Source organism: Brevibacillus sedimenti (assembly GCF_020923495.1).
GTDB lineage: Bacteria > Bacillota > Bacilli > Brevibacillales > Brevibacillaceae > Brevibacillus > Brevibacillus aydinogluensis.
In genome coordinates this window covers 2,388,650-2,414,259 of record NZ_CP064048.1, presented here as the reverse complement: position 1 = coordinate 2,414,259, position 25,610 = coordinate 2,388,650, and the positions used below count along the sequence as shown (strand labels likewise).

Here is a 25,610-nt window from a genome sequence, read left to right as displayed (position 1 = left end):
GAAAAAGCGAACGTGCATTTCCATCGGCAAAAGAAAAAGCCCGACCCTTTCACAGGATCGGACTGCATACGGCGTCACCTAGTGCTTGTTCAATCCCAGTGCATCCGCTTCGTCGTGCAGCATGTGCGCGTATTCGTCCACGCTTTCACGCATCTGTTCGCGGATCTGGTTGATCCGGCGATAGTCGAGCTTGTTGTGCCCCTGGTTCAATTGAACATACAAACGCTGGTGAAACTGGTCTTTGTAGCTTCCTCGAGGCATCGAAGACATGCTGGCAAGACCCCTCCTTAAAGCGCCGTATGAGAACAGTTTGGCGTGAGCATCAGCATGATATGATGGCAAGATTTGCTTCGCAAGCGGGATGCGCCCGGCAGCGCACACTATTACGCGGAGGTGTCCTGACGTGCGTAATGTCCTGATCGTCACATTATTCCTCTGCTCTGCGCTGCTGTGGCAGCCCCTCCATACCGCAGCGGCCGCACCCCCGTCCGAACTGCTGATTGTCGTCAGCGTCGGACCGAATGCCGACTTTTTGTCCACGCTGTCCATCCGTCAAAAAAACGGGCTGGCTCAAATCATCCTGCGCAGCCCGATCGGCCCTGCCAGCCACCCTCCCGAACCCGTCAGGGCAACGGTCTCCATCGGCTCCCGCACGTTTTTGTACGGGTATGACGGCCGCCTGTACGACCAAAACCGGCATGCTGCCGTGCACTTGCCCAACGATGCGGCTGCTGAGCTGGATCGGTACGTGAACCGGCTGGAACAGGTCCACTTCGGCAAACCGCTTGACTGGAGCGAAGTGCGCCGCATGTTCAAACGAATGGGGTACGCCACCGTCATCGACTTGGAGACGGGAAAACAGTTTCGCGTGCAGCGGCGGGCGGGCAGCCGTCACGCCGACGTGCAGCCGCTCACCAAAGAGGACACCCGGATCATGAAAGAGATCTACCAGGGCAAATGGAGCTGGAAGCGTCGGGCGATCCTGGTGAAGGTGAACGGCACGTACCTCGCCGCCTCGATGCACGGCATGCCGCACGGGGCAGGCGCGATCCGCGGCAACCAGTTCCCCGGTCATTTCTGCATCCACTTTACGGGCAGTTCCACGCACCGGCGCAAGGAGCCGGACCCCAGTCACAGCCTGATGATATTGAAGGCGTCGGGAAAACTGCCGGAAACGGTGATGGCCGCCTCGCCGTACCAACTCGTGGACTACTTCCTCACTTCCTTACACGAACACGATTCGCAGACGCTGCGCATGACCACGGACGGCTTTGCGCTGCCCCCGTTCCTTCAGGGGATTGACTCTGTCAAACGAACCGAGGAGATCCGGCCCGGCGATACCCACGACATCCTCGCTGTGGAGATTCCGGTGCGCCTCGACTACGTGAACAGCGAGGGTAAGAAAAAAGAGGGGCGCTGGGTGTTTCACTTGTGCCGAACCGCCCCCTGGACCCCGTGGAAAATCACGGATATATGTGCCGACGAGTAAAGGCTGCCCGCAACGGGTCAGCCTCCCATCTCAACTTTCTTCTTCGTCTGTCTGAAACTCACTGTACGTGGACAGCACGCTGTTGTACTCCGCCAGATCGCGGACACGGATGCCCCGTTTCAACGATTCCAGCTTATCCTTGGTCAGTTTTGTTTCCATTTTTGCGGTGTCAATCCGGTAAAACGTCTGCACCACCTGCTGCTCCGCCGGCAGGCCATTGAACAACGTCAGCACGCCATCGGGCGACAAGCCGAAGTATCCGTTTGCCTTGCACGACGGAGCCAGATCGTTCTCCCGCTTGTACAGGATCAGCTTGGCAGGATCGGACGCGATAATCTCCCACCCGCTGTACGCCACCAGGGCTTGGGCCAGTTGCTCGTGCGGAACCTGTTTGATTTCTTCATCCTTTACGCCGCACAGGTAGGTGCGAGCCAGCACCAGCTGGTACGGCTTGTTCACGGTCTCCTGTGATCCGCCTGTCTCCACAGCCAGCCAGGATAGTCCGCTCCCGTTTTGGTCCCGGATCAATTCTCCTGCCGCAATGCCGCCGGCCAAACCAACGGCAAACACGGCTGTCCACGACATGAAAAACAACCAATGCCGCCTCATGATACCCATGTACTCCTTTGTACCTGTTTCCAACTAGCATTGCCAATTTTCTAATAGGAAATACCCGGGAATCGCCAAAATTCTTATCTTTGCGACAACTACCCGTGGAAAATATACCCAATCCCCTACAGACGTGATACACTATGATTGCACGTAATCTATCTTTCACGGGAGGAATGCAATCCTATGAAAAAGGCACGCGTACACAGGCTGGCCAGCTGTCTCCTGTCTGCTTCCCTGGTTGTGGCGGCGCTTTCGTTCCCGCTCGTACCGGCAAGCGCCAACGGGGACTCCACACTGAAACTGCGCCTCTTGGAGACGACCGACCTCCATACGCACATCGTCAACTACGATTACTATCAAGACAAGGAAACGGACGAGTTCGGCCTGGCCAAGACTGCTTCGCTGATCAAAAAAGCCCGCGAAGAAGTGAAAAACTCAATGCTGTTTGACAACGGCGACCTGATCCAGGGCAATCCGCTGGGCGATTACGTGGCAAGGGTAAAACCGCTCAAGGACGGCGAGATTCATCCCGTTTACAAGGCGATGAACCTGTTGAACTACGATGCCGGCAACATCGGCAACCACGAGTTCAACTTCGGCCTGGAGCATCTGGATCGCAGCCTCAAGGGGGCGAAATTCCCCTACGTCAACGCCAACGTGTACGTGGACGACAAAGACAACAACCCGGACAACGACAAGAACAAGTTCACGCCTTATCTGATCCTGGAGCGCACGTTCAAGGATGAGCGCGGCAAGGACGTCAAGCTGAAAGTGGGTGTGATCGGCTTTGTTCCGCCGCAGATCATGGTGTGGGACAAGTCCAACCTGGAAGGCAAGGTGATCGCCAAGGACATCGTGGAGACGGCGAAGAAATACGTGCCGGAAATGAAGAAAAAGGGAGCCGACATCATCGTCGCCATTCCCCACTCCGGACTTGGCCCCGTCGAAGCGGGCACCACTCTGGAGAACGCCAGCTATCAACTGAGCAAAGTGGACGGCATCGACGCCATCTTGTTTGGCCACTCCCACTCTGTCTTCCCGGGCCCCGGCTATGAGAACATCCCGGGCATCGACGCAAAAAAAGGGCTGATCAACGGCAAGCCGGCCGTCATGCCGGGCTACTGGGGCAACCATCTGGGCGTGGTCGACCTGACGCTGAAACAGGAAAACGGCAAATGGAAGGTCGTCGAAGCGGAATCCCGGGCGATCCCGATCTACGATACTGCGAACAAAAAAGCTCTGGCTGACGTGGACACCTCCATCGTCAATGCCGTGAAGGAGGATCACGACAAAACCGTCGAGTGGGTGCGTTCTGCAGTAGGCACAACCACCTCGCCAATCCACAGCTATTTTGCGCTGGTCCAGGACGATCCGTCCATCCAAATCGTCACCAACGCTCAAAAGTGGTACGTGGAGAAAAACATCAAGGGCACGGAATATGAGGGCATTCCGGTGCTGTCTGCAGGCGCTCCGTTCAAGGCGGGCGGCCGCAACGGGGCAAGCTACTACACCAACATTCCGGCCGGCACCATCGCGATCAAGAACGTGTCCGATCTGTACATTTACCCCAACACGTTGAAAGCGGTGCTGGTGAACGGCGCGCAATTGAAAGAGTGGCTGGAACGCTCCGCCGGCCAGTTCAATCAGATCGACGTGAACAAGACGGAGGAGCAGCCGCTGATCAACGAAGCCTTCCCGACTTACAACTTTGACGTCATCGACGGGGTCACTTACCAGATCGACGTCACCCAGCCGTCCAGGTACGACAGGGAGGGTAAGTTGGTCAACCCGAACGCGAACCGGATCAAGAACCTCTCGTACAACGGCAAACCGGTCAAGGCGGAGGACAAGTTCATCGTCGTGACCAACAACTACCGGGCCAGCGGCGGCGGCAACTTCCCGGGTCTGGACGGCAGCAACATCGTCATCGACTCGCCGGACGAAAACCGCCAGGTCGTGATCGATTACATCCTCAGCCAAAAGACAATCAACCCGGCAGCCGACAACAACTGGTCGTTCGCTCCGATCACCAAGAAGGTAAACGTGACCTTCACCACGTCCCCGGACGCCAAACCTTATGCCGAACAGATGCCGCATCTCAAGTACCTGACTACGCTGGAAAACGGCTTTGTCAAATACAGCATCGACCTGTCCAAGGCAGCCTCCAAGTAACGCGAAAAAAGCTGATGGCATCCGTGCCGTCAGCTTTTTTCTTTTACCCGACAAATAGATAGGACCCCCAGGGAGAGCGCTGAAAAATCGCCGGGCCCGCTTCCAGAAACATTCGGCGCGACCGGCGCAGCCGCGCTTCCATCTGTACGAGCTGCAGCACACCGCGCATGGTGTAACCCGGCCGGTTGGCGTACACGCCCGTCACTTCGCGCAGGAAATTGTCCGGGTAGCGCAGAAGCTGGTGGATCATCCAGACTTGGGTGTCGCTGAGCACATTTACCCGGCTGTACGCCTCAATCGCTTCCACAAACGATTCGACGCGGTACCCCTGCATCAGCAGCATGCGCCCCATGAGCTGGACCAGATCGCTGAGCTGCATGTCGTGGCTCACGGTGTCCAGGTCGATCAAATAGCATCTTCCTTGCGGCGTGATCAGAAAATTGTGGCTGGCCACGTCCCGGTGGGCGAGCGTACCCTGTTTGACCACGGCAAACAGCTCCGACGCCAGCGGCAGTTTGTACGCCGTCTGCAAAATCTCGCGGCTGTCACGGATGACTTCATCCGCCATCTCCAGGATGATCTGTTCCAGCCGGTTTTGCGGGCCATGCTGTTCCACGTGCCAGATGATCCGCTCGAAATGCTCCAATCGGCTTTCCCATTTGTCCAGCAAAGCCGGTTTGCCTTCAAATGCATAGGGATAAGGGACGGGGAAGCCGCTGGCCGCCTGGTGAAATCTGGCCAGCGTCGCGGCCGATTTTTTTACGTCGGATAGCGAGGTGTTGTCGGCTTCCCGGCCATCGATCATTTTCATCACGGTGTAGTAACGGTTCTGAAACGGAAAGATTTTCTCTCCGCGCTCATCGGAGACGTACTGAACCGTTTGGTAAAATCCTTTCTCTTGCAGGGTATCGGAGAGTCGGGTCACCCACTCCGCCTTCTCCCGATCTTTGTAGCCCTTGATGATCCAATGGCCCCGATCCGTCTTGAGAAGATGAACATTGCGTCGGGGCTTTATCCCATAGATGCGGCAGCGGAACGCTTTTTCAAGAGAAAGAACAAAGGATCTGCTCATGTCCTGACACTCAGGAAGAAGAAGATTCATCGTGCCCCTGTTCCCAATTTGGCCACACTTCCTGAGCGGGCAGGGCCGGAATGGATTGGGAAGCAGAGTACGTCAACGGGGTCGCGTTCTCCTGTGTGCCGCTGTCACACTGACAATCTTGATAGGGCAAGTCATCATATGGACCATCGTGACCGCTGTCCCGACACGAGCAAGAGCTGGACGTCGAATCGCAGCACTCCCGATGATGCCGCTTTTTCTTGCGGCGGGTACGGCCCGGCGGACGCCGCCATCTCGACGGACTGTCTTCATACAGGTAATCCGGCGGCATCGCGTGTGGCGGCAGCATTTCCGGACCTGTCCACGGCGGCATCATGTTCGGCGAAATCATTTCCGGACCCGCCCACGGCGGCATCATGTTCGGCGAAATCATTTCCGGACCCGCCCACGGCGGCATCACGTTCGGCGGCAGCATTTCCGGGCCTGCCCACGGCGGCATCGCGTGTGGCGGCAGCATTTCCGGGCCTGCCCACGGCGGCATCGCGTGTGGCGGCAGCATCTCCGGGCTTACGCGCGGCGGCATCGCGTTCGGCGGCAGCATTTCCGGGCTTACGCGCGGCGGCATCGCATTCGGCGGCAGCATTTCCGGGCTTACGCGCGGCGGCATCGCGTTCGGCGGCAGCATTTCCGGGCTTACGCGCGGCGGCATCGCGTTCGGCTGCTGCGTCTGCGGGCTTACCCACGGCGGTCTTCCGCAAGGCGGGCAGATCGGCTGCGTCGGACTCACCTTGGCCGGTGGAGCCGTCGGCGGAACCGGCCTCAGTTGAGGCGGCACAGGCGGCCGAATCGGTTGAATCGGCGGCTGTGGAGTGACCGGACGAGTGGGCGAAGGCACAACCTGCGGCGATAACCTGGTAGGCGGTGTCGGCGCAGCGTACGGCACGAACGGACGCACTTGGCCGGGGGGCGCAGGCGGAACATTCGGCCCATATGGTCTTACCTGGCCGGGCGGCATTGGCGGCACTCCTGGTCCGTATGGTCTTACCTGACCGGGCGGCATTGGCGGAACATTCGGCCCATATGGTCTTACCTGGCCGGGCGGCATTGGCGGCACTCCCGGCCCGTATGGTCTTACCTGACCGGGCGGCATTGGCGGCACTCCCGGCCCGTATGGTCTTACTTGGCCGGGCGGCATTGGCGGAACATTCGGCCCGTATGGTCTTACTTGGCCGGGCGGCATTGGCGGCACATTCGGTCCATACGGTCCAATATCGCCGAACGGCGCGGGCAGTTCAGACGGCTCGGAAGGCAGGGCCTGCGGCGCTTCTTGTTCTGCTTCGATTTCCACTTCGCGCTCTTGCCCGATGTCTGTGTCCATCTCTGGTTCTGTTCCTGGTTCCGCTCCCGGTTCGGTTCCCAGTTCCGTTTCCGGTTCTGTTTCCGGTTTCAGCTCCTGATCCGTGTCTTCCTCCGGCGGCTCCATCGGCCGCATCTCGATTTGCTGCGGCACCTCCGGCTCCATTTGTTCTTCCTTGATCGGCTTTTCTTTAACCCGGGGAGATTCCTGCGATGATGACGTCCTGTTTTTCTGCGGCCGTACCGGCACGCGCTTGGACGGGATTTTTACCCGCATGCCGGGATAAATCAAGTCAGGGTTTTTTATCTGGCTGTTCAGGCGAAGCAGTTCTTTAAAATCGACGCCGTATTTTTTGGCGATTTTCCACATGGTGTCGCCTCGTTGAACTACGTGGATTTTCACAGTTTCTCCTCCCTCTCGGAAACTCCTTTTCATGGTATGCACCCATGGGCGTTTTGCTCACCCCGGCAAAAAAGGGCGTTCGCCCATCTTGCGGAGCGCACGAAAAAACGGCTGTTTGACGTGTCGTCAAACAACCGTTCCGATGGGAGTTTTCTGCAGCAGTGCAGTGAAACTGCCGCTTTCCTCCACGCACTTGCCACGCTTTCACCTTTTTTCTCCAACGCGGACACCATGCTTGAACCGCTCAGAAGGTCCCCGGCATTTTCCTCTTCTACATATGGCTTACTCCTTGTAAATGGCCTTCAGATAAAACGGATACGTGCCGAGCTGGCGGACCTGGCAGCCAAGTGCCTCAATCTCGGCAAACGCGCCGGGAAGCAGCACATCGTCCATTCTTTGTTCAATGTCAATCACGAACAGGTAGCTGCCCAATCCCTTTTTGGTCGGGCGGGATTCGATGCGGGACAGGTTGATCTTGCGCCAGGCAAACGCGGCCAGCACCTGGTAGAGGGCGCCCGGAAAATCTTCTGGAAGCGTGACCAGGATGGTCGTCTTTTCCCTGTCAGACGGGGGCATCTCCAGCGGTTCGCGACCGACGAGGACAAAGCGGGTATAGTTGTTGGAATAGTCTTGAATCTCCTGCTGAGCAAACGACAGCGGGTAGATTTCCGGATTGAGCCGCGTCCCGATCGCCGCCCACGGTTCCTCCGGATGCTCGCTGACGATCTGTGCCGCCTGCGCCGTGCTGTTGGTGTACTCAATTTCAGCGTGGGGCAGGTGCTTGCGGAGAAAATTGTGACACTGGGCGATGGCGTGCGGGTGCGACAAAATCCGGGTAATGGCTTCGAGCGGCAGGATGTCGTCCCGCTTGGCCACCAGCAAGTGCTGTGATATTGGCAGCGCCAGTTCGGCCAAAATCGGCAGGTCCACCTCGTGAATCAACCAGTCCATGGCCGCGTTGACGGTGCCTTCAATCGTGTTTTCCACCGGCACCACGCCGTAGTCTGCCTCTCCTGTGGCAGCGGCGTTCAGAACGTCGATGATGCTCGGACACGCCAAGTAACGAAACGGCCGACGCGCCGTCAACGCGCGGGCCGCTTCTTCTGAAAATGTTCCGCGCGGTCCGAGAAAAGCCAATCGTTTCTCCATGACAATACTCCTATCCGCATTCTCTATCTGGTCGAGATTGTCACCTGTGCGCCATGCTCATCGGGTCTTAACCGCATCGTCCGGTAGGAAACGCCGTGCTTTTGCATCACACTGTCGACAAACGCCTGCAGCTTTTCCCGCTCCGCGTCCGTCGAGTAGAAGCAGAGCATCGTCGGTCCCGCGCCGCTCAGCGCCGCACCCAGTGCGCCGTTGCGAGACGCCCCGTCCAGGATTTCACGCAGGCCGGGGACAAGCGCAGCCCGGTACGGCTGATGCAGCCGATCCCCCATCGCCTGACCCAACAGGTCCAATCTGCCTTGGGCCAAAGCGGCCACCAGCAAACTGCTATGACCAACATTATATATGACATCCGGTTTGCTGTACACATCAGGCAGGACATGGCGCGCCTTTTCCGTCGACAGCGGATAGTCAGGGATGATTACGAGCGTATGCAGCCCCTCCGGGGGAGCAAGGCGGACGTAAGGGATCGGCTCCTCGTCCCGCTCCGGCATCGTCGCCACCACAATGCCGCCGAACAGCGACGCCCCCACGTTGTCCGGATGGCCTTCCAGCCGGGTGGCGATGGCAAACAGCCGCTCCCGGTCAAACGGCTCTCCGGCCAGCTTGTTGGCGGCGACGAGTGCGCCGACGATCGCCGCGGCGCTGCTGCCAAGCCCCCGCGTCAGCGGCGCTTCCGTCGTTGCGCGGATATACAGTTCGGGGACGGGCAGCCCCGCTTCCGCAAACAGTCCTGCGGCCACCTGGTACAGCAGGTTCCCCTTGTCCGCGGGCAGCCCCTCCAGTTCCTCGCCGATCAGCACGATTTCCGTCGTCTCGCTGAGCGCCATCTCCACTGTGGAGTACAATTGAAAGGCCATGCCCACGGCATCGAAGCCCGGTCCCAGGTTGGCGGTGCTGGCGGGGACGGTGACCCGCACGAGAGGACGGTTCATCACGAAACGCCTCCCGCATTTTCGCGAATCAACGCCATCACCGCGTCACGCGTCGCCGGCACGGAGCGCGGTTCTTCCCCTACCAGCTTGAGGGCGGTATTGGGATCTTTCAGTCCGTTGCCCGTCAGCACGCATGCGATCGTCAGGCCCTGCTCCAATCTACCCGCCTCGCGCAGCTTGATCACGCCGGCCAGGGAAGCGGCCGATGCCGGTTCGCAGAAGATGCCTTCGCTTTTCGCGAGCAAATGGTAGGCGTGCAGAATTTCCTCGTCGGTCACGCTGTCCACCAGACCGTCCGATTCGGCGATAGCCGCCAGCGCTCCATCCTTGCTCGCCGGGTTGCCGATGCGAATCGCCGTGGCAATCGTCTCCGGATTGGGCACGGGATGGCCGAGGACCAGCGGCGCCGCTCCCGCCGCCTGAAAGCCGAACATGCGCGGCAGTTGTGCCGTTTTTCCGGCTGCGTGGTACTCCTTGAAGCCCTTCCAGTATGCCGTGATGTTGCCGGCGTTGCCCACCGGAATGGCGAGAATGTCCGGGGAGGTGCCGAGCGCGTCGCAAATTTCAAACGCGGCGGTTTTTTGCCCCTCGATCCGGTACGGGTTGACCGAGTTGACCAGCGTGATCGGCTCAGCAGCGGTGATGTCGCGGACGATGCGCAGCGCTTCGTCAAAGTTCCCGTCGATGGCGATAACCTCCGCTCCGTAGGCGATCGCCTGCGCCAGTTTGCCCAGCGCGATGTTGCCGCTCGGGATCAGCACGATGCAGCGCAGCCCGGCGCGGGCGGCGTAGGCAGCGGCAGCAGCAGAGGTATTGCCGGTGGAGGCGCACATGATGGTGGTGCTGCCTTCTTCCAGCGCTTTGGCGACGGCCATCACCATGCCGCGGTCTTTAAACGAGCCGGTCGGATTCAGCCCCTCATACTTGAAGTACAGCTCTACACCCAATTGCCGGGAGAGAGACGGAGCGTATATCAGTGGCGTGTTGCCCTCGTGAAGGCTGACATGCGGAGTCTTTTCCGTCACCGGCAGAAACTGGCGGTACCGGGCGATGATGCCTGATTGCCGGTCGGCCTGAACAGACGATTGCCATTGGCTCATGCCTGCTCGCCTCCTTCCACGCGGTAGCAGCTTTTCACTTCGCTCACGATCTCCAGTTCTTCCATGCCCTGCAGCACCTCGTCCATGTCTCCCTTCGACGCCAGATGCGTCACGATGATGATTTCCGCCTGTTCACCGTTGTTGTACGGCTGCTGCAGCACCTGCTCCAGCGAGATGTTCTTGTCCGCCAACAGCTGCGTAATCTGCGCCAGTACACCGCGCTTGTCGGCCACGACGATGCGGAGGAAATATTTTGACAATTTCTGCTTGTCATCCTTGAGAATCTTTTCTTTGTATGGAGCGACCATGCCCCGTCCGTTTACACCCAGCTTCATGTTTTTCACCACCGTCACCAAGTCCGACACGACGGCCGTTGCCGTCGGAAGTTCGCCTGCACCCGGACCGTAAAACATGGTCTCGCCCACTGCTTCCCCGTGCACGTAGACGGCGTTGAACACTCCGTTGACCGATGCCAGCGGGTGACTCTTGGCGACCATTGTCGGCTGTACGCTTACCTCGATTGCTTCGCCGTCCCGGCGGGCCAGACCCAGTAGCTTCACCTCGTAGCCCAGCTTTTTGCCGTAGGCGATATCTTCCTTGGTCACCCCGCTGATGCCTTTGACGTCCACATCCTCCAGCTTCATCGGCACACGGAAGCCCAACGTCGCCAGAATCGCCATCTTGCGGGCAGCGTCATAGCCTTCGACGTCGGAGGTGGGATCTGCTTCGGCGTACCCGAGCGCCTGCGCTTCCTTCAGCACGTCGCTGTAATCGGCACCGTCCTGGCTCATTTTGGTGAGGATGTAGTTGGTCGTGCCGTTGACGATCCCCATCATTTTGGTGATACGGTCAGACGAAAAACCTTCCACCAACGCTCTCAGAATCGGAATACCGCCGGCGACACTGGCTTCGTAATAGACGTCGCAACCTTTCTCCTGCGCTTTTTGCAGGATTTCGCCGCCGTGCAGGGCCATCAGATCCTTGTTGGCGGTGACGACGTGCTTGCCCCGTTCCAGCGCTGCCAGAATATATTCTCTCGCCGGCGAGATGCCGCCGATCACTTCCACGATCACGTCGATCTCCGGGTCGTCCAGCAGATCGGACGCATTGGTCGTAAGCACGCTGTTCATCGACGGGATGCTCCGGGTCTTCTCTGCATCCTGCACCAGAATCCGCTTGATCTCGATGCCCAGCCCCGTCTGTTTTTGCAAATCCTCCTGATGGGCCTGGATGATGCGAACGACGCCAGTGCCTACTGTGCCAAACCCCATCAACCCCAGTTTTACCGTTTGCTTGTCCATGTCTCTCTCCTCCTATCCGGCAGCCGCTATCCGCGACCGACAATCATCGCTTTGCGCACACCGTTTATCTCTTGCAGTCCTTCCAGAAACTCCGTGCTGGACACCTTCAGATGAGCCATGTCCACCGACATGGAAATGTTGGCAATACCCTGGAGCGGGATCGTCTGGTTGATCGTCAGCACGTTGCCCCCTTGCTCCGCTATGTACTGCAGCACCTTGGACAAGTACCCGGAGCGGTGTTCCAGCGAAAACGTGATGGTCATGATCTTCTCACTCATCATCGCGTTGAACGGAAAAATGCCGTCCTTGTACTTGTAAAAAGCACTGCGGCTTAATCCCACCCGTTCCACCGCCTCGTTTACCGTATCCACTTCTCCGGCCTCCAGCAGTTTTTTCGCCTCGATGGTCTTGGCGATCGACTCCGGTAAAATGTCGGAGCGAATCAAGTAAAACTTTTCTTCCCGTTTCACACGTTGTGTCCTCCTGAGAAAAACAGTTGTTTTTGCCTAGAGGACATTATAGCTGATCCCTTTTCCCCTGACAATCCTTCTATGCAATTTTTTTGTGCTCGCCTGCTCGTACATGAGCGAATTTCCCTTGGCACAGACTATAACGGACCCAGAGCAAAGCGAGGTGAGTGACCAATGGCTGGACGCGGCAAGACGGACAAGTCGGAGCGCCGGAACAACCACCCCGCCGCCAAGCCGAGCGATTTGGACCAGTTCGGCGACAACACGCGGGGGAAAAAAATGGCCCAGTCTCCCCACGCAGTGGAAGATCCGAGCGGCAACAAGTAAACGGGCACAGCAAAAAAAGTATGCCTGTGGTCAGGCATACTTTTTGCTCCCAAAATATTCCATTTATTTCCTCCGGACGAACGCTTTCTTCCTGAGACGTTCACGCATTCCTGCTCGTTGCAAGGAATTGCAAGACTTATGCGTTGCGTCCGGATTGTGCCAATTTTTCGTAATAACGCTGCAGCACGTGACGATATCTTTCCTCCAGATCGGTGATGACCAGCTTTAACACCGCCGAACCGTCCCGAAACGTCTTCTCCACCACTTTTGTCATCGCCACCAGTTCCTGCTTGTAATGCGGAAGAAAAAAGGACAAGTGCAAAAAATCGCCTACGGAGACGAATCCGTCCGTGCCGACAATCAGATGCGTCGGGGAAAACCGAAGCAGGACGCCCTCCCCGCTTTCTTCTATGGGTCGGGCTCCCATGATTTTGTACGGAACATTGATGACAAAATCAGGCTGCAGGAGCGGCCGCTCTCCTTTGGCTTCCTGTTCGATGCTGGTCGGCACCAGGCGCGCCAGCTTCACGGGCCACACCGCCTGTTCCTGCACCACCTGCAGACTCAGCCAGGTAATGGCTTCATCCGTTTCCCAGCGCAGATGGACGATGGTTCCCAACAGGGAGGTGTTCGTGTCGCTCTCCACGTACGAAAGGATCAGATAGCCCGAATGAACATGTTCGACGATGGCATGAAGCGGCCGATTTGCTGCCAAGGGCGTCACCAGTTCGACCGCTCCGCCCCGCTGCAACCGCTTGTCCGCAATAAACGGAGAAAGGGAGGGGATATCCGCCATACTGTTATCACTCCACAAATTCAAACTCAAAATCACCAATGCGGACGGTGTCGCCATCCTTGGCCCCGTGTTTGCGCAGGGCTTCGTCCACGCCCATGCTGCGCATCATGCGGGCGAAGCGCTGAACAGAATCGTAGCTGTTCAGATTGGTCATGCGGACCAGCTTTTCAATTTTTTCGCCGCTGACGACATATACCTCGTTGTCGCGGGAAATCTCAAACGGCTCCGGCTCTTTCTCTGCGCGGAAGACGACGCGCTCTTCCGCTTCCGCCACCTCTTCGACAGCCGGCTTGTCCGGCAGCGTTTCCAACAGATCGGCCACGGCGTGCATCAGCTCCTGTACCCCCTGGCGGGTAGCCGCTGAAATTTCGTACACGGTCACACCGGGCACCAGTTCCTGAAAGCGGCGCAAATTCTCCTTTGCCTCGGGCAGGTCCATCTTGTTGGCGGCGACGATCTGCGGCCGCTCTTCCAGCTTCAGGTTGTACAGCTTCAGTTCCCGGTTGATCTGATGGAAATCTTCCACCGGGTCGCGTCCGTCCACGGCTGCCATGTCGATCACGTGGACGATCAGACGGGTCCGCTCTACGTGTCGCAAAAACTGGTGCCCCAGCCCCACACCTTCATGCGCCCCTTCGATCAGCCCCGGCAGGTCCGCCATGACGAAACTGCGTTCGCCCAGATCGACCACGCCCAGGTTGGGCGTCAGCGTGGTAAAGTGGTAGGCGGCAATCTTCGGCTTGGCCGCCGTTACGCTGGCCAAAAGCGTCGATTTGCCGACGCTGGGATAGCCGACCAGACCGACATCGGCAATCAGCTTCAGCTCCAGTCTCACATAGCGCTCCTGTCCCGGTTCACCGTTCTCCGAGATGTGCGGCGCCGGATTGGCCGGTGTGGCAAAGCGGATGTTGCCCCGTCCGCCGCGCCCGCCTTTGGCGATGACGGCCCGCTGTCCGTTCTCGACCAGGTCGGCGATGACCTCCCCGGTATCGTCATCAATCACGGTCGTCCCCGGAGGAACCCGCACGACGAGGTCTTCCGCTCCGGCTCCGTGCTGCCCTTTATTGCGTCCGTTCTCGCCGCGCGGAGCCTTGAAATGCTTCTGGTAGCGAAAATCCACCAGCGTGCGCAGCCCTTCATCCACGACGAAGACCACATCTCCGCCGCGCCCGCCGTCACCGCCGGCCGGCCCGCCCAGCGGCACGTATTTTTCCCGTCGGAAAGAGACGGCTCCATTTCCGCCGTCTCCCCCCTTCACGTAAATCCTTACCTGATCGACAAACATGCTGTCACCTCTCTCATTCCGCCACTGGAACAGCCGTTTCCAGTACCCATTCCTCGTCTGTATGTATGCACGCGGTGATTATCACCGGAATTCGACTCTTGTCACGTACCAGTTTTTCCAGTTCGCACTGCGCGGATGCACGCAGCTTCCCGGCCAGGTCAAAGCGAAAATGGATGCCCTTTTCGCCTCGGTACAAGCTGATTTGCATGCTGGCCGGTTCAAATTCATTCCGGTCCAGGTGCTCTCCGACCGTAAACACAATACCTGCCACCAACTGAAACAGGTCATGCTCGTCTGCTGCTGCCTTGCGCAGGTCCACTTCGCTGCAGACATCCACTTCCAGCAGCAGGTCATTGTTTAGCGCGTTAAACGTCAAAAAGAAGACGGACAGCAGCGAGCTGTTCAGCCTGGCCACCATGCTTTCCTGCATGGCCAGCTCCGCGATGCGTTTCAGGTACTTTTCACCTTCTTCCAAGCGGCCCAGACGCAGGTAGCCGAGCAAAACCTGGACATGGTTGAGCCAGTCGTGCCGCTGCCGGTTCAATACGGCCAGCAGTTGATCAGTTTGCTGCGTGAACAGCGTGCGCTCGTCCCTCATCTTCCCCACCCAAACCGATAAATTTCTTTCTTCTACCATTGTACCATACCTGCGTAACGACTAAAAGAAATCCTCCATGCCGGATAAAAAGAAAACCCAGCGACAAGGCTGGGTTTTCGTCTCCGAACTATTTACGCTTGAGAAGCGACCGGTTCGATCACCACTTGTTTGCGATCGCGGCCCAGACGCTTGAAGCGAACGATGCCGTCAGCCGTTGCAAACAGCGTGTCGTCGCCGCCTCTCATGACGTTAGCACCCGGGTAGATCTTCGTACCGCGTTGGCGTACGAGGATGTTGCCAGCTTTCACGAATTGACCGTCGCCGCGCTTCACACCCAGACGTTTGGAGATGGAGTCGCGACCGTTCTTGGTAGAACCTACCCCTTTTTTGGAGGCGAAGAACTGCAGGTCAACTGGGAACAGGAATTTCATAGTCAGGCACCTCCTTGCCATTTTGAATCGTGAATCGCCACGTATTTTCCGTTCGTTTCAGCTACAACAAACAGGGCAACAACCATGCTCTCAGCCAAGAGCTGTTGTTTCTCATGAAGGCGAGCGTCGTCGAGACGGCCCACTCTCCAGCGGAGAAACCCGCCCTCTTCTGCTGCGTGCTCAACGTCCGGAACAAATCCGAGCAGTGGCTGAATCGAATTGACGATCCCGAGACTGACCGCGGACACGGCTGCACAGACGATGTCCTCGCCATGCCTGCCGGCGTTGGCATGTCCCGAAATCGCAATCTCTTCAATTTCACAGTGCGCATTGCGCTGAACAGTTACGGTAATCATCTCGGTACGTCACCAAAATTACGCATTGATCTTTTCGATCACAACTTTGGTGAACGGTTGACGGTGACCTTGTTTGCGACGGTAGTTTTTCTTGGCTTTGTATTTGTACACGATAATTTTTTGACCTTTACCGTGTTTTTCTACTTTGCCGGTTACCGTTGCGCCTGCTACGGTAGGAGTACCTGCCGTAACTTTGCCGTCTTTGCTTACAAAGAGAACTTTGTCGAAAGTAACTACGTCACCTTCGCCTGCAGCCAGTTTCTCGATGTAGAGAACAGAGCCTTCTTCTACTTTGTATTGCTTGCCGCCGGTTTCGATAATTGCGTACATGTTGTGCACCTCCTATACTCAGACTCGCCTGTGCAGGTGCGCCGCGAACGGCGTCTTGTCCAACCTGATTCGAGCGGTTACAGTATGCGCGAGGCATAGCTGCATGACAGACATTAGGTTACCATACCTGTACTGTACAGTCAAGGCATTTTATGCTTTTTCCCGATACAGCCGGTCCGCTTCCTCTCTGCGGCCGGCGTACAGGATGCGGTATCGCTCGGGCGGAAGATGGTCAGCGCGCAGCACGTACAGATGCAGCGGCCGCCCCTCTGGACTATCAGCCGCCAAGCGTTCGTACATCCGGGCCGGCACCTCGACCAGCGCCGCTTCCGCCTCCTGGCTGAGGACAAGCCCGCCCAGCTCGTCAAACAGTCGGCGCTCCAGCTCGTCGACGGAGAGGACTCGTCCCGTTCCGCCACAGCAGGAGCACGGCTCCGTCATCCGTTCGGCCAGGCTGGCCCGCACCCGCTTGCGAGTCAGCTCAACCAGGCCGAGCGCGGTCATGCCTAACACCGCCACCGGCGCCGTATCCTTGGCCGCTTCGGCGCGCAGGGCAGCCAACACCCGCTCCCGATTGGCCGCTTCCTGCATGTTTACAAAATCGATCAGGACAATCCCACCGATGTCGCGCAGCCGCAGTTGACGGGCAATCTCCCGGGCCGCTTCCAGGTTGGCGGCAGTTATCGCCTGTTCGCGCTGCTGTCCCCCTTTGCCGCTAAAGGCTCCCGTGTTGACGTCGATCACCGTCATCGCTTCCGTGCGGTCAAACACGAGATGGACGCCGCTCGGCAGGGGGATGCGCCGCTGCAGCGCCCGGTCCAGTTGGGCCTCCAAGCCGAGCCGCTCAAACAGCGGTTCCCTGCCCTGATAGCGGCGAATCTTGTCCGCCGCGTCGGGATACAGCACCTCCGTCAGTTCCTTGACGCGCTGAAAGGCGGCCGTCTCTTCGACGATGATCTCCTCCGCGTCCTCCGCTCCAAAGTCGCGCAGTGCCGCCTCAATCAGTCCGACATCGCGGCAGATCAGGCACGGCGTTTTCCGCCCGGCGGCCGAGGCGAGCGCTTCCCGCCAGCGCTTTCGCAAAAAGGTTAGCTCGCGGGCCACTGCTTCATCGTCGACATGTTCGGCTTCCGTCCGCACGATCACTCCTTCGCCGTCCTCCAGCAGTCCGGCGGCCCGCTCCCGCAGCTTCCGCCGTTTTGCCTCGTCCGCAATCTTGCGCGAAACCGAGACGCGGGCAGTCGGCTCGGCCGGCACGCTTGCGACCGGCAGGCCGTTTTCCACCGTCCCGACGGCTCGTCCCTCCGGAGGCAGGTACACCAGCAGTCGGCCGGGGATGCTGACGCGCGTCGTCACTTTTGGCGCCTTCCCTTCCGCCGCTTCCTTGCTCACCTGCACCAGCAGTGTTTCACCTACTCGCACCAGCTCGTTGATCAGGCGCTTTTCCGTTCCATGAAACGGCGGCAGGGCATCGTCCACGTACAAAAAGGCGTTTTTTCCCTGGCCGATGTCGACAAAGGCGGCCTGTATCCCCGGCAGCACATCCGTCACCCTGCCCCGGTAGACACAACCCGCCTGCGGTTCCGTCTCCGCCTGTTCGCTGCGCCATTCGACCAGTCGCCCCTGTTCAAGCAGCGCCGCCCAGAGCCTGCCGCCAGACCCGCTGATAGCCACCTGTTTCACGCCGTTCCTCTCCTTTTTCCCTCTTCCCGCGCATGTAAGACGGACGGGCCGGCTTGACGTCCCGCACGTCCACGCCATGCCCACCATCGCTTGGGCGGGGTCCGCATCATCACTCGCACCACGTACTCTACCACAGCGGTGAAAAAAAGAAAAGCGGCGGGGCCGCGCTCACACCAACTGCCCGACGGCGGTATCGTGTTTGTTTTCAAACAGAAGCGCATGCAGCAGCCGCTCCTCAGCCAGCAGACCGCTCCCCTGCACGTAGACCAGGTGGGAACAGCCGCGCCGCAGCAGATGAGACACCTCCATCGCCGTCGACTCGGGCGGAACGGTCAAGGCCCGCACACCGTACTCTTCCGGCTGGCGCGCGTATTTTTCCATCAGAAAGCGGATGAATTGGTAGGGAAAACGCAAAAAGGCCTGAATGTTGACGGCCAGCAGATACACGGCCACCACGGCGACATTCGTCTGCAGAGACAGGACAGACACACCCAGCATCAGTGCAGACAGCATGGCGCTCAGTGTCAGCGACGCGATGGCTGCCCGGCGGTATGGCATGCACCAGCAGAGGACAGCTTGAACGATCCGCCCCCCATCCAGCGGCCAGATCGGCAGCAGGTTGAAGCCGGCGACCGCCACGTTGCCGGCCAGGAAAAAGCGGGCCCACTCATCCGTCCAGATGCCGGCATACCAGCATACCAGGGAGACCGCGATCATGACCACGTTGAGAAACGGGCCGGCCAGGGCCACCACAATCTCGTCAAGCGGATCGACTGCGTAGGCTTCCTCCATCGTCGCCACGCCGCCAAACGGCAGCAATTCCACTTCCGTGACCGTCCAGCCCAGCTCCCTGGCGACCGCGATATGCCCCATCTCGTGAATCAGCACGATCACAAACAGGGTGATAATCTCCCAAAACTTTCCCAACAGGATCGACATGCCGATCACAATCCAAAACAGCAGGTGAATGCGCAGGCGGATGCCGAACGGGCGCCACTCATTCAAAGGAAATCACATCCAGCGGATCGATCGCCTGCTCCTGCGCCCGTGCCCCCAGGTACAGATACCGGGCCGTTTCATTGATGGCTCGCGGGATGCCCACCACCTGTCCCGGCTGGAGAAAGTCGTTTACCGCGACCTGAATTTTCTCCAAATTGCCAAACCACATCTCCCGTCCCTGGGCCAGACGGACAACCACCGTCGTGCCAAAACCAGGCTTTTCCCCCACAAACGTCACCCACCCGGCCTCGCCCATCGTGACCGCACCGTCTGTCCCGGTGCTCAGCACAACCTTGCCGCTGGCATGGTCAAAGGGCTTCACCACTTTCCACGAAACCGGCCATTTCCAGACGGTCTGTGTGCTGTGCCCGTCCACCGGAACCGCTTTCTTGCCCGACAGGGACGGCAACAGCGTCGGCAATGCACCGAAGCGCGCTTCGTACCAGTCGGCCACGCCGGCAAAATTAAAATCGCGCGTCATCACTTCGCGCGCCGAATGTTTCCAGTCCAACGGAACGACGGACGTTTGGAAAATCAGATAGGCCAGACCCACCAATAGCGCGGACGCGAAGATCCGGATGCCCCATTGCTCCCGGTCAGGCAGTTGGGGCATGGTGCTGTTCCGGCGGGAAACGTATGGAAACAGAGCGTCGTCGGGGTCGATCGGATCTTTCCAGTCGTCGACAAACGGGGCCAGACTGTCGCGCGACTGTGAGCGAATCCGCTCCATCCGCGCCCGCCTCCTCTCTTTGACACGATCCACTTCGTCGAACATGTCCCATCCCTCCGATGGCCAAGCTTTTGTACCATCTTATGACCTGTCTGTCCGCATTATAACCGCGCGGCATACAGCCGTAAGGAACGGATGACGGCTGTTGACCTGGGCAGCTGGGGACTGCCCCGACATGCAAAAAAGCAGCCTCTCCATCGAGAGACTGCTTTTGATATGGGCCATTGTTTACAGTTTCACAACGTTCGCAGCTTGCGGTCCGCGGCTGCCTTGAACGATTTCGAACTCAACCTTTTGACCTTCTTCCAGCGTTTTAAAACCCTCTGCCTGGATAGCGCTGTAGTGTACGAATACGTCATCTCCGCCTTCAACCTGGATGAAACCGTATCCTTTCTCCGCGTTGAACCATTTAACAATACCTTGTTGCATGAAACAAAACCTCCTAAACATGCGCCCGCATCGGGGCGAAAGAGTGATCCGTTAACCTGTTTTTACAGAGGAGTTTTTGCCGGTATGGAAAAAGTCGTACCGAGCCGAGATTTGACCACATGGTGGCGTCTCTCAACAAGGTACGACTCCACAACCTATATCAAATCACTACAGCTAGTAAAACGGGTTAACTTAGATTGAGTGTATCACATCCGGATCGGTTTGTCACGCATTTAATCAAAACGCAGTCTGTCCTTGCGCATCCCGATGTTCAGGACGACGCCGATGATCAGAAAATTGGTCAACAGCGAGCTGCCGCCGTAGCTGATAAAGGGCAGTGGAAGCCCGGTGATGGGCATCAACTGGATGGTCATGCCGATGTTCTCAAAAATCTGGAACGTGAACATGCCGACCACCCCTGCCACTACATAGGAACCAAACGGATCTTTAACCTCCATCGCGATGCGGATCATCCGGTAAATCAGGAAGAAGAACAGGATCATCAGCACACCCGCGCCGACGAAACCGAGCTTTTCCGCAATGACGGTAAAGATGAAGTCGCTTTCGCCGACGGGGACCCAGCCGAAACTGGCCTGGGTCGGCGTGTTAATGCCTTTGCCAAACAGTTGGCCGGAGCCGATCGCAATCAGCGATTGCTTCAATTGAAAACCGCGCCCCATCGGTTCCAGATCGGGGTTGAGCCAAAACTTGATCCGATCAAACTGATACGGTTTGAAGATCTTGAAGAAAATCGACTGATGGAAAAAGTACAGATACGTCATAAACCCGAAAAAGCTGCCGACGAGCGTGCCCAGGTAGAGCACGTGTTTCAACCGGATGCCCCCCACAAGCAGCATGGTGGCCAAAATGCTGCAGTACACCAGCGCGCTTCCCAAATCGGGCTGCACCAAAATCAACAGCAAGGGCACGGCGACGATGAGCCCGACGGGAATGAGCTGATAGAAATACCGGAACCGCTCGGGATCGTCAGCCTTGTTGGCCAGGTAACGGGCCACCGTCAAAATCGTAAACAGTTTCATCGGCTCAGACGGCTGAAACAAAACGCCCCCCGGCAGGCGGTACCAACTCGTGGCGTTGTTGATCGGCGTCGTCTGGAATACGCCGATCAAAAGGATGATGCCGATGGCGTACAAGACGTAAGACATGGAGTAATACAGCCGATAGTCGAACAGCAGCGTAGCGAAAAGCACCATAAATCCGATCGCGTACCAGATCATCTGCTGGTTGGCCATGTGGATACCTTTGTCCGATCCGGAAATACCACTGTAGCTGTACACGGCCAAGCCAAACAGGATGATCACAATTGGCCAGTCGATCGATTTCAGATGTCGTTTTTCAAGGTCAAACATAGTAGTTTCTTCGCCCTCCCTGGCTCCCATTCTCACGAGGGACGCGGCTTCCTGGGATCCGCTTGCGCATCTGCGCCGATAAGAATGAAAGAACAGGAAAACTCCTGTTCTTTTGGTTCGGCTAACGTCGCTTTATTTCAATCCGAAAAACCTGCGCACCTTTTGCAGCACGCCCGTCTTTTCCTGCAGCGGCTGAAGCGGCACGGCTTCGCCCAACAGGCGGCGGGCGATGTTGCGGTAGGCGATGGACGCACGGGACTCGTGGTTCATCACCACCGGCTCACCCTGGTTAGCCGATTTGATGACATGATCATCATCCGGCACAACGCCAATCAAGTCAATGGCTAACAAATCCAGAATATCTTCCACATCGAGCATGTCGCCGTTTTTCACCAGGTGCGACCGCACACGATTGATCACCAGCTTGGGCATGCCGACCTGTTCCCGTTCCAACAGACCGATGATCCGGTCCGCGTCACGGACAGCGGCTTTCTCTGGCGTCGTGACTACGATCGCCTGATCCGCGCCTGCCACCGCGTTGCGGAATCCCTGCTCGATCCCGGCCGGGCAGTCGATCAGGACATAGTCAAACTCCCGCTTCAACTGTGTGACGATTTCCTCCATCTGCTCGGGGGAAACCGCCGACTTGTCCTTGGTCTGTGCAGCCGGCAGCAGGGACAGGGTTTCGAACCGCTTGTCTTTGATCAGCGCCTGCTGCAGGCGGCAAGTCCCTTCCGCCACATCCACCAGGTCGTAAATGATGCGGTTCTCCAGTCCCATGACGACATCCAGATTGCGCAGTCCGATATCCGTATCGACCATGCAGACTTTCTGGCCCAGGAGAGCGAGCGCCGTTCCCAAATTGGCGGAAGTGGTCGTCTTGCCCACGCCGCCTTTTCCTGATGTTACGACAATTCCAATACCCACGTCCGTTCCTCCTCTTACCCTAACGCCTCACACTTTTTTCGCGCCCAATTCGGGGCGAATCCGGGGCAGATAATTCATTTTGGCTACCAGCATGGTGCCGTTCTCCAAATAGGCGAATTCCGTGCCGCCGTTTTTCGCCCACTCTTCTCCCGGCCTGCTGATCACTTCCGCGATGCGCAGTTGGGTGGGATTCATGACCGCGGCGGCGATGATCACCTGCGTATCCCCGTTGATCCCGGCGTGGGCGTACCCGCGCAAATGACCCAGCACGTAAATGCTGCCCGTCGTCCGCACGATGCCTCCCGGGTTGACGTCTCCCAGAAGCAGCAAGTCACCGTCGAACTCCAGCACCTGCCCGGCGCGAACCGTGTGTACCTGGATGGAAAACGTCGATTTGAGACGTTCGGCAAACGCTTCTTCCTTGGTGATCACGTCCGCTTCGATCGTGTGGATCACCAGATTGCCTTTTTGCCGGATAATTTGCGTCAACTGCTCCTGTTGTTCAGGAGTGCAGTATCGCTTTCCCAATTTAATCGAAACGCGAATCAACGGACCCGACAAGATCTGTTGATGGCTGTGCTCTATCTTTTCACGCAAATCGGCCAGAAGTTCGTCGAAGGAACAGGCGTCATCCATGAAAAAGACGAGACCATCTTTTGTTCCCTTGATCGTGACCTTGTTTTTCACAGTCGTCACCTGTTTCACCTCGAGCGATACCATTCGCCACGATTACAAAAGATTCCTGCTCCATTGAAAAAAATTGCCGAATGCAGTCGGTCGCAGCTCATTGCTGTTCAGCCTGGGTCGGCTGCTGCTGCGAAGCAGTGTTCGCGGCGGGGGTCAGCACGCCCGGATACATTTCGTTGTATGCCTCCAGCAGTCTGCGGGCAATCGGACCGGTGGCGTCCGAACTGGACGTGCCGCTGCGCAAGCTGTCGGGAGCGAGCACGACAAACACCAGTTGCGGGTTTTCGTAGGGGGCAAAGCCGACCAGCAGGGCGTTTTCTGCCTTGCGCCCGGTCTGCGCCGTCCCCGTCTTGGCCCCGACGTTGAACGGCAGGCCCTTGAACGTGCTTGCCGCCGTACCGCCTGGCTTCGTCACGGCCAGCATCCCTTCCTTGACCACCTGAATGTATTTCGGATTGACGTTGACCCGGTTCAGCACTTCCGGTTCGATTACGGTCAACGTCTGTCCAGGCTGTTTCGGGTCCGTCGTGCCGCGGCGGATTTCATTGACCAGATGCGGGCGCACCCGGTATCCGCCGTTGGCGATAGTCGAGACGTACTGGGCGATCTGAATCGGCGTGAACAAATCATATTGGCCGATCATGGCGTCGGCCAGGTTGCCGTAGTGTGAATAGGGGTTTTCCCATCCCATCTTCTCGCCGGGAAGATCGATGCCCGTCTTCACCCCCAGTCCAAACTGCGCATTGTAGTAGTCCAGCACGGAAAACTGTTCGGACCAGTGATTCTTCGCCCGTCCTGCCAGGCGGATCGCCATCTCGTACATGTAGGTGTTGTTGGACACGGCCAGCGCGCGACGGGCGTTGACCGGACCGTGTCCGCTCGGTTTCCAGTTCCGTTTGTACATGTTGCCCACCTTGAGGCCGCCGCGGTCGATGATGGTTTCGTTGGGAGTGGTAAGCCCCTCGTTCAGGGCGATCATCACCGACATGGGCTTGTAGGTGGACGCCGGAGGAAACGGCGTATAGATGAATCGGTTTGCCTCGTTGGGCAGGATGACCGACGTATACACCTCGTTAAATTTCTTGCGGTCGTAGTACCAGTTCACATCGTAATCCGGATAGCTGGCCATCGCCAGGATTTCCCCCGTGTTCGGATTCATCACCAGAACATGGGCCTCCTTGAATTCCTTTGGCGTGGTCGGCTTGCTCTTGAACTTGAGAAACTCCTCTTTCAAAATGGCTTCCACCTTGCTTTGGAAGCGCCAATCCATCGCCAGCACCAGATCGTTGCCCGGTTCCGGTTCCCGGCTCATCCGCTTTTCAACCGTCTGCGAGTCCTTGTTGACGTGCACTTCCATCACGCCGTCCTTGCCGCGCAAATAACGCTCGTAATACGCCTCCAGACCGGTCACGCCGACGCGGTCAAACGGATTGTATCCCTGCGCCTGGTACTCCTTTAACTGCTCCGGCTTGATGGCGTTGATATAGCCAAGGAAGTTGGTGCCAAACGGCGTTCCGTCCGGGTCCTGAATAATTTGTCGCACCGGTTCCAGCACAACGGAAATACCGGGCAATTCGGACAGACGTTCCTCGATTTGATACCGCTCCGCATCCGAGATGTTCACTTTTACGCGGCGCGGAATGTAGCTCGGCATATGTGAAGAGCGCATTTCCTGCAGCAGGGAAAGCTTGTGCCACTGGAACTGGCGCTGCTGGTCGTTGAGCGGCAGACTTACGTCCAGGTCAAAAATGGCCGCGTAGCCCAGCAGTTCCGTATCCGATTTCCCCTTCAACTCCTCGGGATTGGGAAGCTTGTTGATCCGGTATTTGATCTGGCCGATCAGGTCGTCCCGGTACTCCTTGTCCAGCGTCAACTTCAGTTCCGCGTTGCTGGAGACGGCGTATTTCAACAGCTCCGCATCGGACATTTCATCCAGCTCTGCGCGCTGCCCCGGGTCGTTCAGCTTTGCCTTGAGCAGACTCAGTGCCTGCTTTCGCGAGGTGTCGTCAAACGGGGAGCGCACATACAACCCGACGTACAGCGCCGTCTTGATCAGTTGGTAGTCGGACATGCTGTCGATCTCACTTACCTTCGGCACCTGCCGCAGCTTGTGCTCGATCTGCTCGATCAATTTGTTTGTCTCCTCGGGGCCAAACGCAACCGGCAGCTTGGATTCCAGTTCGACCGTCTTTTTCAGAAGTTCCTTGTCCGTCCCCATTTTCACGCCATCCATCGACAGGATGCGGGCCAAAAGATCGGCCACCTTATCCTCGTCGATCTCCTGCCCCAGCTCCTCCACGTAGGTAACGGTATAAACCGGCTTGTTGGAGACCAGCACCTCGCCGTTTCGGTCAAGGATGCGGCCGCGGGGAGCCGAAATCGGCAGCTCGCGGATGCTGTATTTCTCCAGTTCATGTCGGTACTGCTCTCCTTGCACTAGCTGGACGTAGGCGAGACGCAGGATGATGGCGGCAAAAAACAGGAACACAAGCAAAAACAGGATGTTTAATCGAACCGGTATGTCCGACTTCTGCTCATTCTTTTCGTCCACGACCCCTCTCCTCCTTTCCAGTGCCCCCGCCGGGATGACCCGGCTG

General features: G+C 57.9%; 26 protein-coding genes and 1 other annotated feature. Of the genes, 3 read left to right on the top strand and 23 right to left on the bottom strand.

What is annotated here, in order from left to right; translation table 11 throughout:
• Positions 1 to 78: 78 nt before the first annotated feature.
• Positions 79 to 270 (bottom strand): hypothetical protein, encoded by a 192-nt coding sequence (locus IRT44_RS11780; protein WP_171565455.1) that lies wholly within the window; start codon positions 268 to 270, stop codon positions 79 to 81.
• 133 nt (positions 271 to 403) lie between these two features.
• Between IRT44_RS11780 and IRT44_RS11775 the strand changes: the two genes are divergently transcribed.
• On the top strand, positions 404 to 1,489 hold the full coding sequence (locus tag IRT44_RS11775) for a hypothetical protein (protein ID WP_230076716.1): 1,086 nt from the start codon (positions 404 to 406) through the stop codon (positions 1,487 to 1,489).
• A gap of 30 nt (positions 1,490 to 1,519) precedes the next feature.
• Here IRT44_RS11775 and IRT44_RS11770 read toward each other — a convergent pair whose 3' ends face one another.
• Positions 1,520 to 2,098, bottom strand: coding sequence for a BofC C-terminal domain-containing protein (locus IRT44_RS11770; RefSeq protein WP_171565457.1), 579 nt, complete (start codon positions 2,096 to 2,098; stop codon positions 1,520 to 1,522).
• A gap of 186 nt (positions 2,099 to 2,284) precedes the next feature.
• Between IRT44_RS11770 and IRT44_RS11765 the strand changes: the two genes are divergently transcribed.
• Positions 2,285 to 4,273, top strand: a complete 1,989-nt coding sequence (locus tag IRT44_RS11765) for a bifunctional 2',3'-cyclic-nucleotide 2'-phosphodiesterase/3'-nucleotidase (RefSeq protein ID WP_171565458.1) — start codon at positions 2,285 to 2,287, stop codon at positions 4,271 to 4,273.
• Between the two features lie 43 nt (positions 4,274 to 4,316).
• Here the strand turns inward: IRT44_RS11765 and IRT44_RS11760 are convergent, their stop codons facing one another.
• The 7 genes from IRT44_RS11760 to IRT44_RS11725 all read right to left on the bottom strand — a co-directional run bounded on the left by IRT44_RS11760 (position 4,317) and on the right by IRT44_RS11725 (position 12,065).
• Entirely contained in the window at positions 4,317 to 5,345 is a 1,029-nt protein-coding gene (locus IRT44_RS11760) for a phosphotransferase (protein ID WP_171565459.1), read from the bottom strand.
• Positions 5,346 to 5,355: 10 nt separating this feature from the next.
• Positions 5,356 to 7,092: a SafA/ExsA family spore coat assembly protein gene (safA, locus tag IRT44_RS19400; protein ID WP_326838915.1), complete on the bottom strand. Its 1,737-nt coding sequence runs from the start codon at positions 7,090 to 7,092 to the stop codon at positions 5,356 to 5,358.
• Between the two features lie 282 nt (positions 7,093 to 7,374).
• Positions 7,375 to 8,241 carry a prephenate dehydratase gene (gene pheA, locus IRT44_RS11745; protein WP_171565461.1) on the bottom strand — a complete coding sequence of 289 codons (867 nt, stop codon included), beginning with the start codon at positions 8,239 to 8,241 and terminating at the stop codon, positions 7,375 to 7,377.
• Between the two features lie 23 nt (positions 8,242 to 8,264).
• Positions 8,265 to 9,194 carry a homoserine kinase gene (gene thrB, locus IRT44_RS11740; RefSeq protein ID WP_171565462.1) on the bottom strand — a complete coding sequence of 310 codons (930 nt, stop codon included), beginning with the start codon at positions 9,192 to 9,194 and terminating at the stop codon, positions 8,265 to 8,267.
• The gene (thrC, locus tag IRT44_RS11735; RefSeq protein ID WP_171565463.1) at positions 9,194 to 10,294 is read right to left on the bottom strand and encodes a threonine synthase; all 1,101 of its coding nucleotides are present in this window, start codon (positions 10,292 to 10,294) and stop codon (positions 9,194 to 9,196) included. Before thrC ends, thrB begins: the two co-directional genes overlap by 1 nt.
• Complete coding sequence (locus IRT44_RS11730; protein WP_212132922.1) at positions 10,291 to 11,595, bottom strand: homoserine dehydrogenase; 1,305 nt, start codon at positions 11,593 to 11,595, stop codon at positions 10,291 to 10,293. Before IRT44_RS11730 ends, thrC begins: the two co-directional genes overlap by 4 nt.
• A gap of 26 nt (positions 11,596 to 11,621) precedes the next feature.
• Positions 11,622 to 12,065 (bottom strand): ACT domain-containing protein, encoded by a 444-nt coding sequence (locus IRT44_RS11725; protein ID WP_171565465.1) that lies wholly within the window; start codon positions 12,063 to 12,065, stop codon positions 11,622 to 11,624.
• 174 nt (positions 12,066 to 12,239) lie between these two features.
• Between IRT44_RS11725 and IRT44_RS11720 the strand changes: the two genes are divergently transcribed.
• Entirely contained in the window at positions 12,240 to 12,392 is a 153-nt protein-coding gene (locus IRT44_RS11720) for a hypothetical protein (RefSeq protein ID WP_171565466.1), read from the top strand.
• A 136-nt stretch (positions 12,393 to 12,528) separates the two neighbouring features.
• On the opposite strand, the gene IRT44_RS11715 is transcribed toward IRT44_RS11720, so the two are convergent.
• From IRT44_RS11715 to IRT44_RS11650, 14 genes are all read right to left on the bottom strand, one after another.
• Positions 12,529 to 13,188: a PilZ domain-containing protein gene (locus tag IRT44_RS11715; RefSeq protein WP_230076715.1), complete on the bottom strand. Its 660-nt coding sequence runs from the start codon at positions 13,186 to 13,188 to the stop codon at positions 12,529 to 12,531.
• Positions 13,189 to 13,195: 7 nt separating this feature from the next.
• On the bottom strand, positions 13,196 to 14,473 hold the full coding sequence (obgE, locus tag IRT44_RS11710) for a GTPase ObgE (protein WP_171565468.1): 1,278 nt from the start codon (positions 14,471 to 14,473) through the stop codon (positions 13,196 to 13,198).
• Between the two features lie 13 nt (positions 14,474 to 14,486).
• Complete coding sequence (locus tag IRT44_RS11705; RefSeq protein WP_171565469.1) at positions 14,487 to 15,071, bottom strand: Spo0B domain-containing protein; 585 nt, start codon at positions 15,069 to 15,071, stop codon at positions 14,487 to 14,489.
• Positions 15,072 to 15,202: 131 nt separating this feature from the next.
• Positions 15,203 to 15,502 carry a 50S ribosomal protein L27 gene (rpmA, locus tag IRT44_RS11700; RefSeq protein WP_029097468.1) on the bottom strand — a complete coding sequence of 100 codons (300 nt, stop codon included), beginning with the start codon at positions 15,500 to 15,502 and terminating at the stop codon, positions 15,203 to 15,205.
• 2 nt (positions 15,503 to 15,504) lie between these two features.
• The gene (locus IRT44_RS11695; RefSeq protein ID WP_171565470.1) at positions 15,505 to 15,858 is read right to left on the bottom strand and encodes a ribosomal-processing cysteine protease Prp; all 354 of its coding nucleotides are present in this window, start codon (positions 15,856 to 15,858) and stop codon (positions 15,505 to 15,507) included.
• Between the two features lie 18 nt (positions 15,859 to 15,876).
• A complete protein-coding gene (gene rplU, locus IRT44_RS11690) occupies positions 15,877 to 16,188 on the bottom strand; it encodes a 50S ribosomal protein L21 (protein ID WP_171565471.1) in 312 nt (103 codons plus the stop codon).
• 10 nt (positions 16,189 to 16,198) lie between these two features.
• Positions 16,199 to 16,277: a sequence feature (ribosomal protein L21 leader region), on the bottom strand.
• 61 nt (positions 16,278 to 16,338) lie between these two features.
• Positions 16,339 to 17,871, bottom strand: coding sequence for a ribonuclease E/G (locus IRT44_RS11685; protein WP_230076714.1), 1,533 nt, complete (start codon positions 17,869 to 17,871; stop codon positions 16,339 to 16,341).
• 168 nt (positions 17,872 to 18,039) lie between these two features.
• Positions 18,040 to 18,876, bottom strand: coding sequence for a M50 family metallopeptidase (locus IRT44_RS11680; protein WP_230076713.1), 837 nt, complete (start codon positions 18,874 to 18,876; stop codon positions 18,040 to 18,042).
• Entirely contained in the window at positions 18,869 to 19,645 is a 777-nt protein-coding gene (locus IRT44_RS11675) for a M23 family metallopeptidase (protein WP_230076712.1), read from the bottom strand. Before IRT44_RS11675 ends, IRT44_RS11680 begins: the two co-directional genes overlap by 8 nt.
• Before the next feature lie 183 nt (positions 19,646 to 19,828).
• Positions 19,829 to 20,029: a cold-shock protein gene (locus tag IRT44_RS11670; RefSeq protein WP_029097474.1), complete on the bottom strand. Its 201-nt coding sequence runs from the start codon at positions 20,027 to 20,029 to the stop codon at positions 19,829 to 19,831.
• A 233-nt stretch (positions 20,030 to 20,262) separates the two neighbouring features.
• Positions 20,263 to 21,399 carry a rod shape-determining protein RodA gene (gene rodA, locus IRT44_RS11665; RefSeq protein ID WP_171565474.1) on the bottom strand — a complete coding sequence of 379 codons (1,137 nt, stop codon included), beginning with the start codon at positions 21,397 to 21,399 and terminating at the stop codon, positions 20,263 to 20,265.
• 132 nt (positions 21,400 to 21,531) lie between these two features.
• Entirely contained in the window at positions 21,532 to 22,326 is a 795-nt protein-coding gene (minD, locus tag IRT44_RS11660) for a septum site-determining protein MinD (protein ID WP_171565475.1), read from the bottom strand.
• A 27-nt stretch (positions 22,327 to 22,353) separates the two neighbouring features.
• Positions 22,354 to 23,022 carry a septum site-determining protein MinC gene (minC, locus tag IRT44_RS11655; RefSeq protein ID WP_304414479.1) on the bottom strand — a complete coding sequence of 223 codons (669 nt, stop codon included), beginning with the start codon at positions 23,020 to 23,022 and terminating at the stop codon, positions 22,354 to 22,356.
• Positions 23,023 to 23,110: 88 nt separating this feature from the next.
• Positions 23,111 to 25,564 carry a peptidoglycan D,D-transpeptidase FtsI family protein gene (locus tag IRT44_RS11650; protein WP_171565477.1) on the bottom strand — a complete coding sequence of 818 codons (2,454 nt, stop codon included), beginning with the start codon at positions 25,562 to 25,564 and terminating at the stop codon, positions 23,111 to 23,113.
• Positions 25,565 to 25,610: the final 46 nt, after the last annotated feature.

Bases quoted from the DNA above. Each gene is read 5' to 3' on its own strand.
- IRT44_RS11780 (WP_171565455.1), bottom strand. From the start codon at position 270: ATGTCTTCGATGCCTCGAGGAAGCTACAAAGACCAGTTTCACCAGCGT.
- IRT44_RS11770 (WP_171565457.1), bottom strand. From the start codon at position 2,098: ATGAGGCGGCATTGGTTGTTTTTCATGTCGTGGACAGCCGTGTTTGCC.
- IRT44_RS11765 (WP_171565458.1), top strand. From the start codon at position 2,285: ATGAAAAAGGCACGCGTACACAGGCTGGCCAGCTGTCTCCTGTCTGCT.
- IRT44_RS11760 (WP_171565459.1), bottom strand. From the start codon at position 5,345: ATGAGCAGATCCTTTGTTCTTTCTCTTGAAAAAGCGTTCCGCTGCCGC.
- pheA (WP_171565461.1), bottom strand. From the start codon at position 8,241: ATGGAGAAACGATTGGCTTTTCTCGGACCGCGCGGAACATTTTCAGAA.
- thrB (WP_171565462.1), bottom strand. From the start codon at position 9,194: ATGAACCGTCCTCTCGTGCGGGTCACCGTCCCCGCCAGCACCGCCAAC.
- thrC (WP_171565463.1), bottom strand. From the start codon at position 10,294: ATGAGCCAATGGCAATCGTCTGTTCAGGCCGACCGGCAATCAGGCATC.
- IRT44_RS11730 (WP_212132922.1), bottom strand. From the start codon at position 11,595: ATGGACAAGCAAACGGTAAAACTGGGGTTGATGGGGTTTGGCACAGTA.
- IRT44_RS11720 (WP_171565466.1), top strand. From the start codon at position 12,240: ATGGCTGGACGCGGCAAGACGGACAAGTCGGAGCGCCGGAACAACCAC.
- IRT44_RS11715 (WP_230076715.1), bottom strand. From the start codon at position 13,188: ATGGCGGATATCCCCTCCCTTTCTCCGTTTATTGCGGACAAGCGGTTG.
- obgE (WP_171565468.1), bottom strand. From the start codon at position 14,473: ATGTTTGTCGATCAGGTAAGGATTTACGTGAAGGGGGGAGACGGCGGA.
- IRT44_RS11705 (WP_171565469.1), bottom strand. From the start codon at position 15,071: ATGAGGGACGAGCGCACGCTGTTCACGCAGCAAACTGATCAACTGCTG.
- rpmA (WP_029097468.1), bottom strand. From the start codon at position 15,502: ATGAAATTCCTGTTCCCAGTTGACCTGCAGTTCTTCGCCTCCAAAAAA.
- IRT44_RS11695 (WP_171565470.1), bottom strand. From the start codon at position 15,858: ATGATTACCGTAACTGTTCAGCGCAATGCGCACTGTGAAATTGAAGAG.
- rplU (WP_171565471.1), bottom strand. From the start codon at position 16,188: ATGTACGCAATTATCGAAACCGGCGGCAAGCAATACAAAGTAGAAGAA.
- IRT44_RS11675 (WP_230076712.1), bottom strand. From the start codon at position 19,645: ATGTTCGACGAAGTGGATCGTGTCAAAGAGAGGAGGCGGGCGCGGATG.
- IRT44_RS11670 (WP_029097474.1), bottom strand. From the start codon at position 20,029: ATGCAACAAGGTATTGTTAAATGGTTCAACGCGGAGAAAGGATACGGT.
- rodA (WP_171565474.1), bottom strand. From the start codon at position 21,399: ATGTTTGACCTTGAAAAACGACATCTGAAATCGATCGACTGGCCAATT.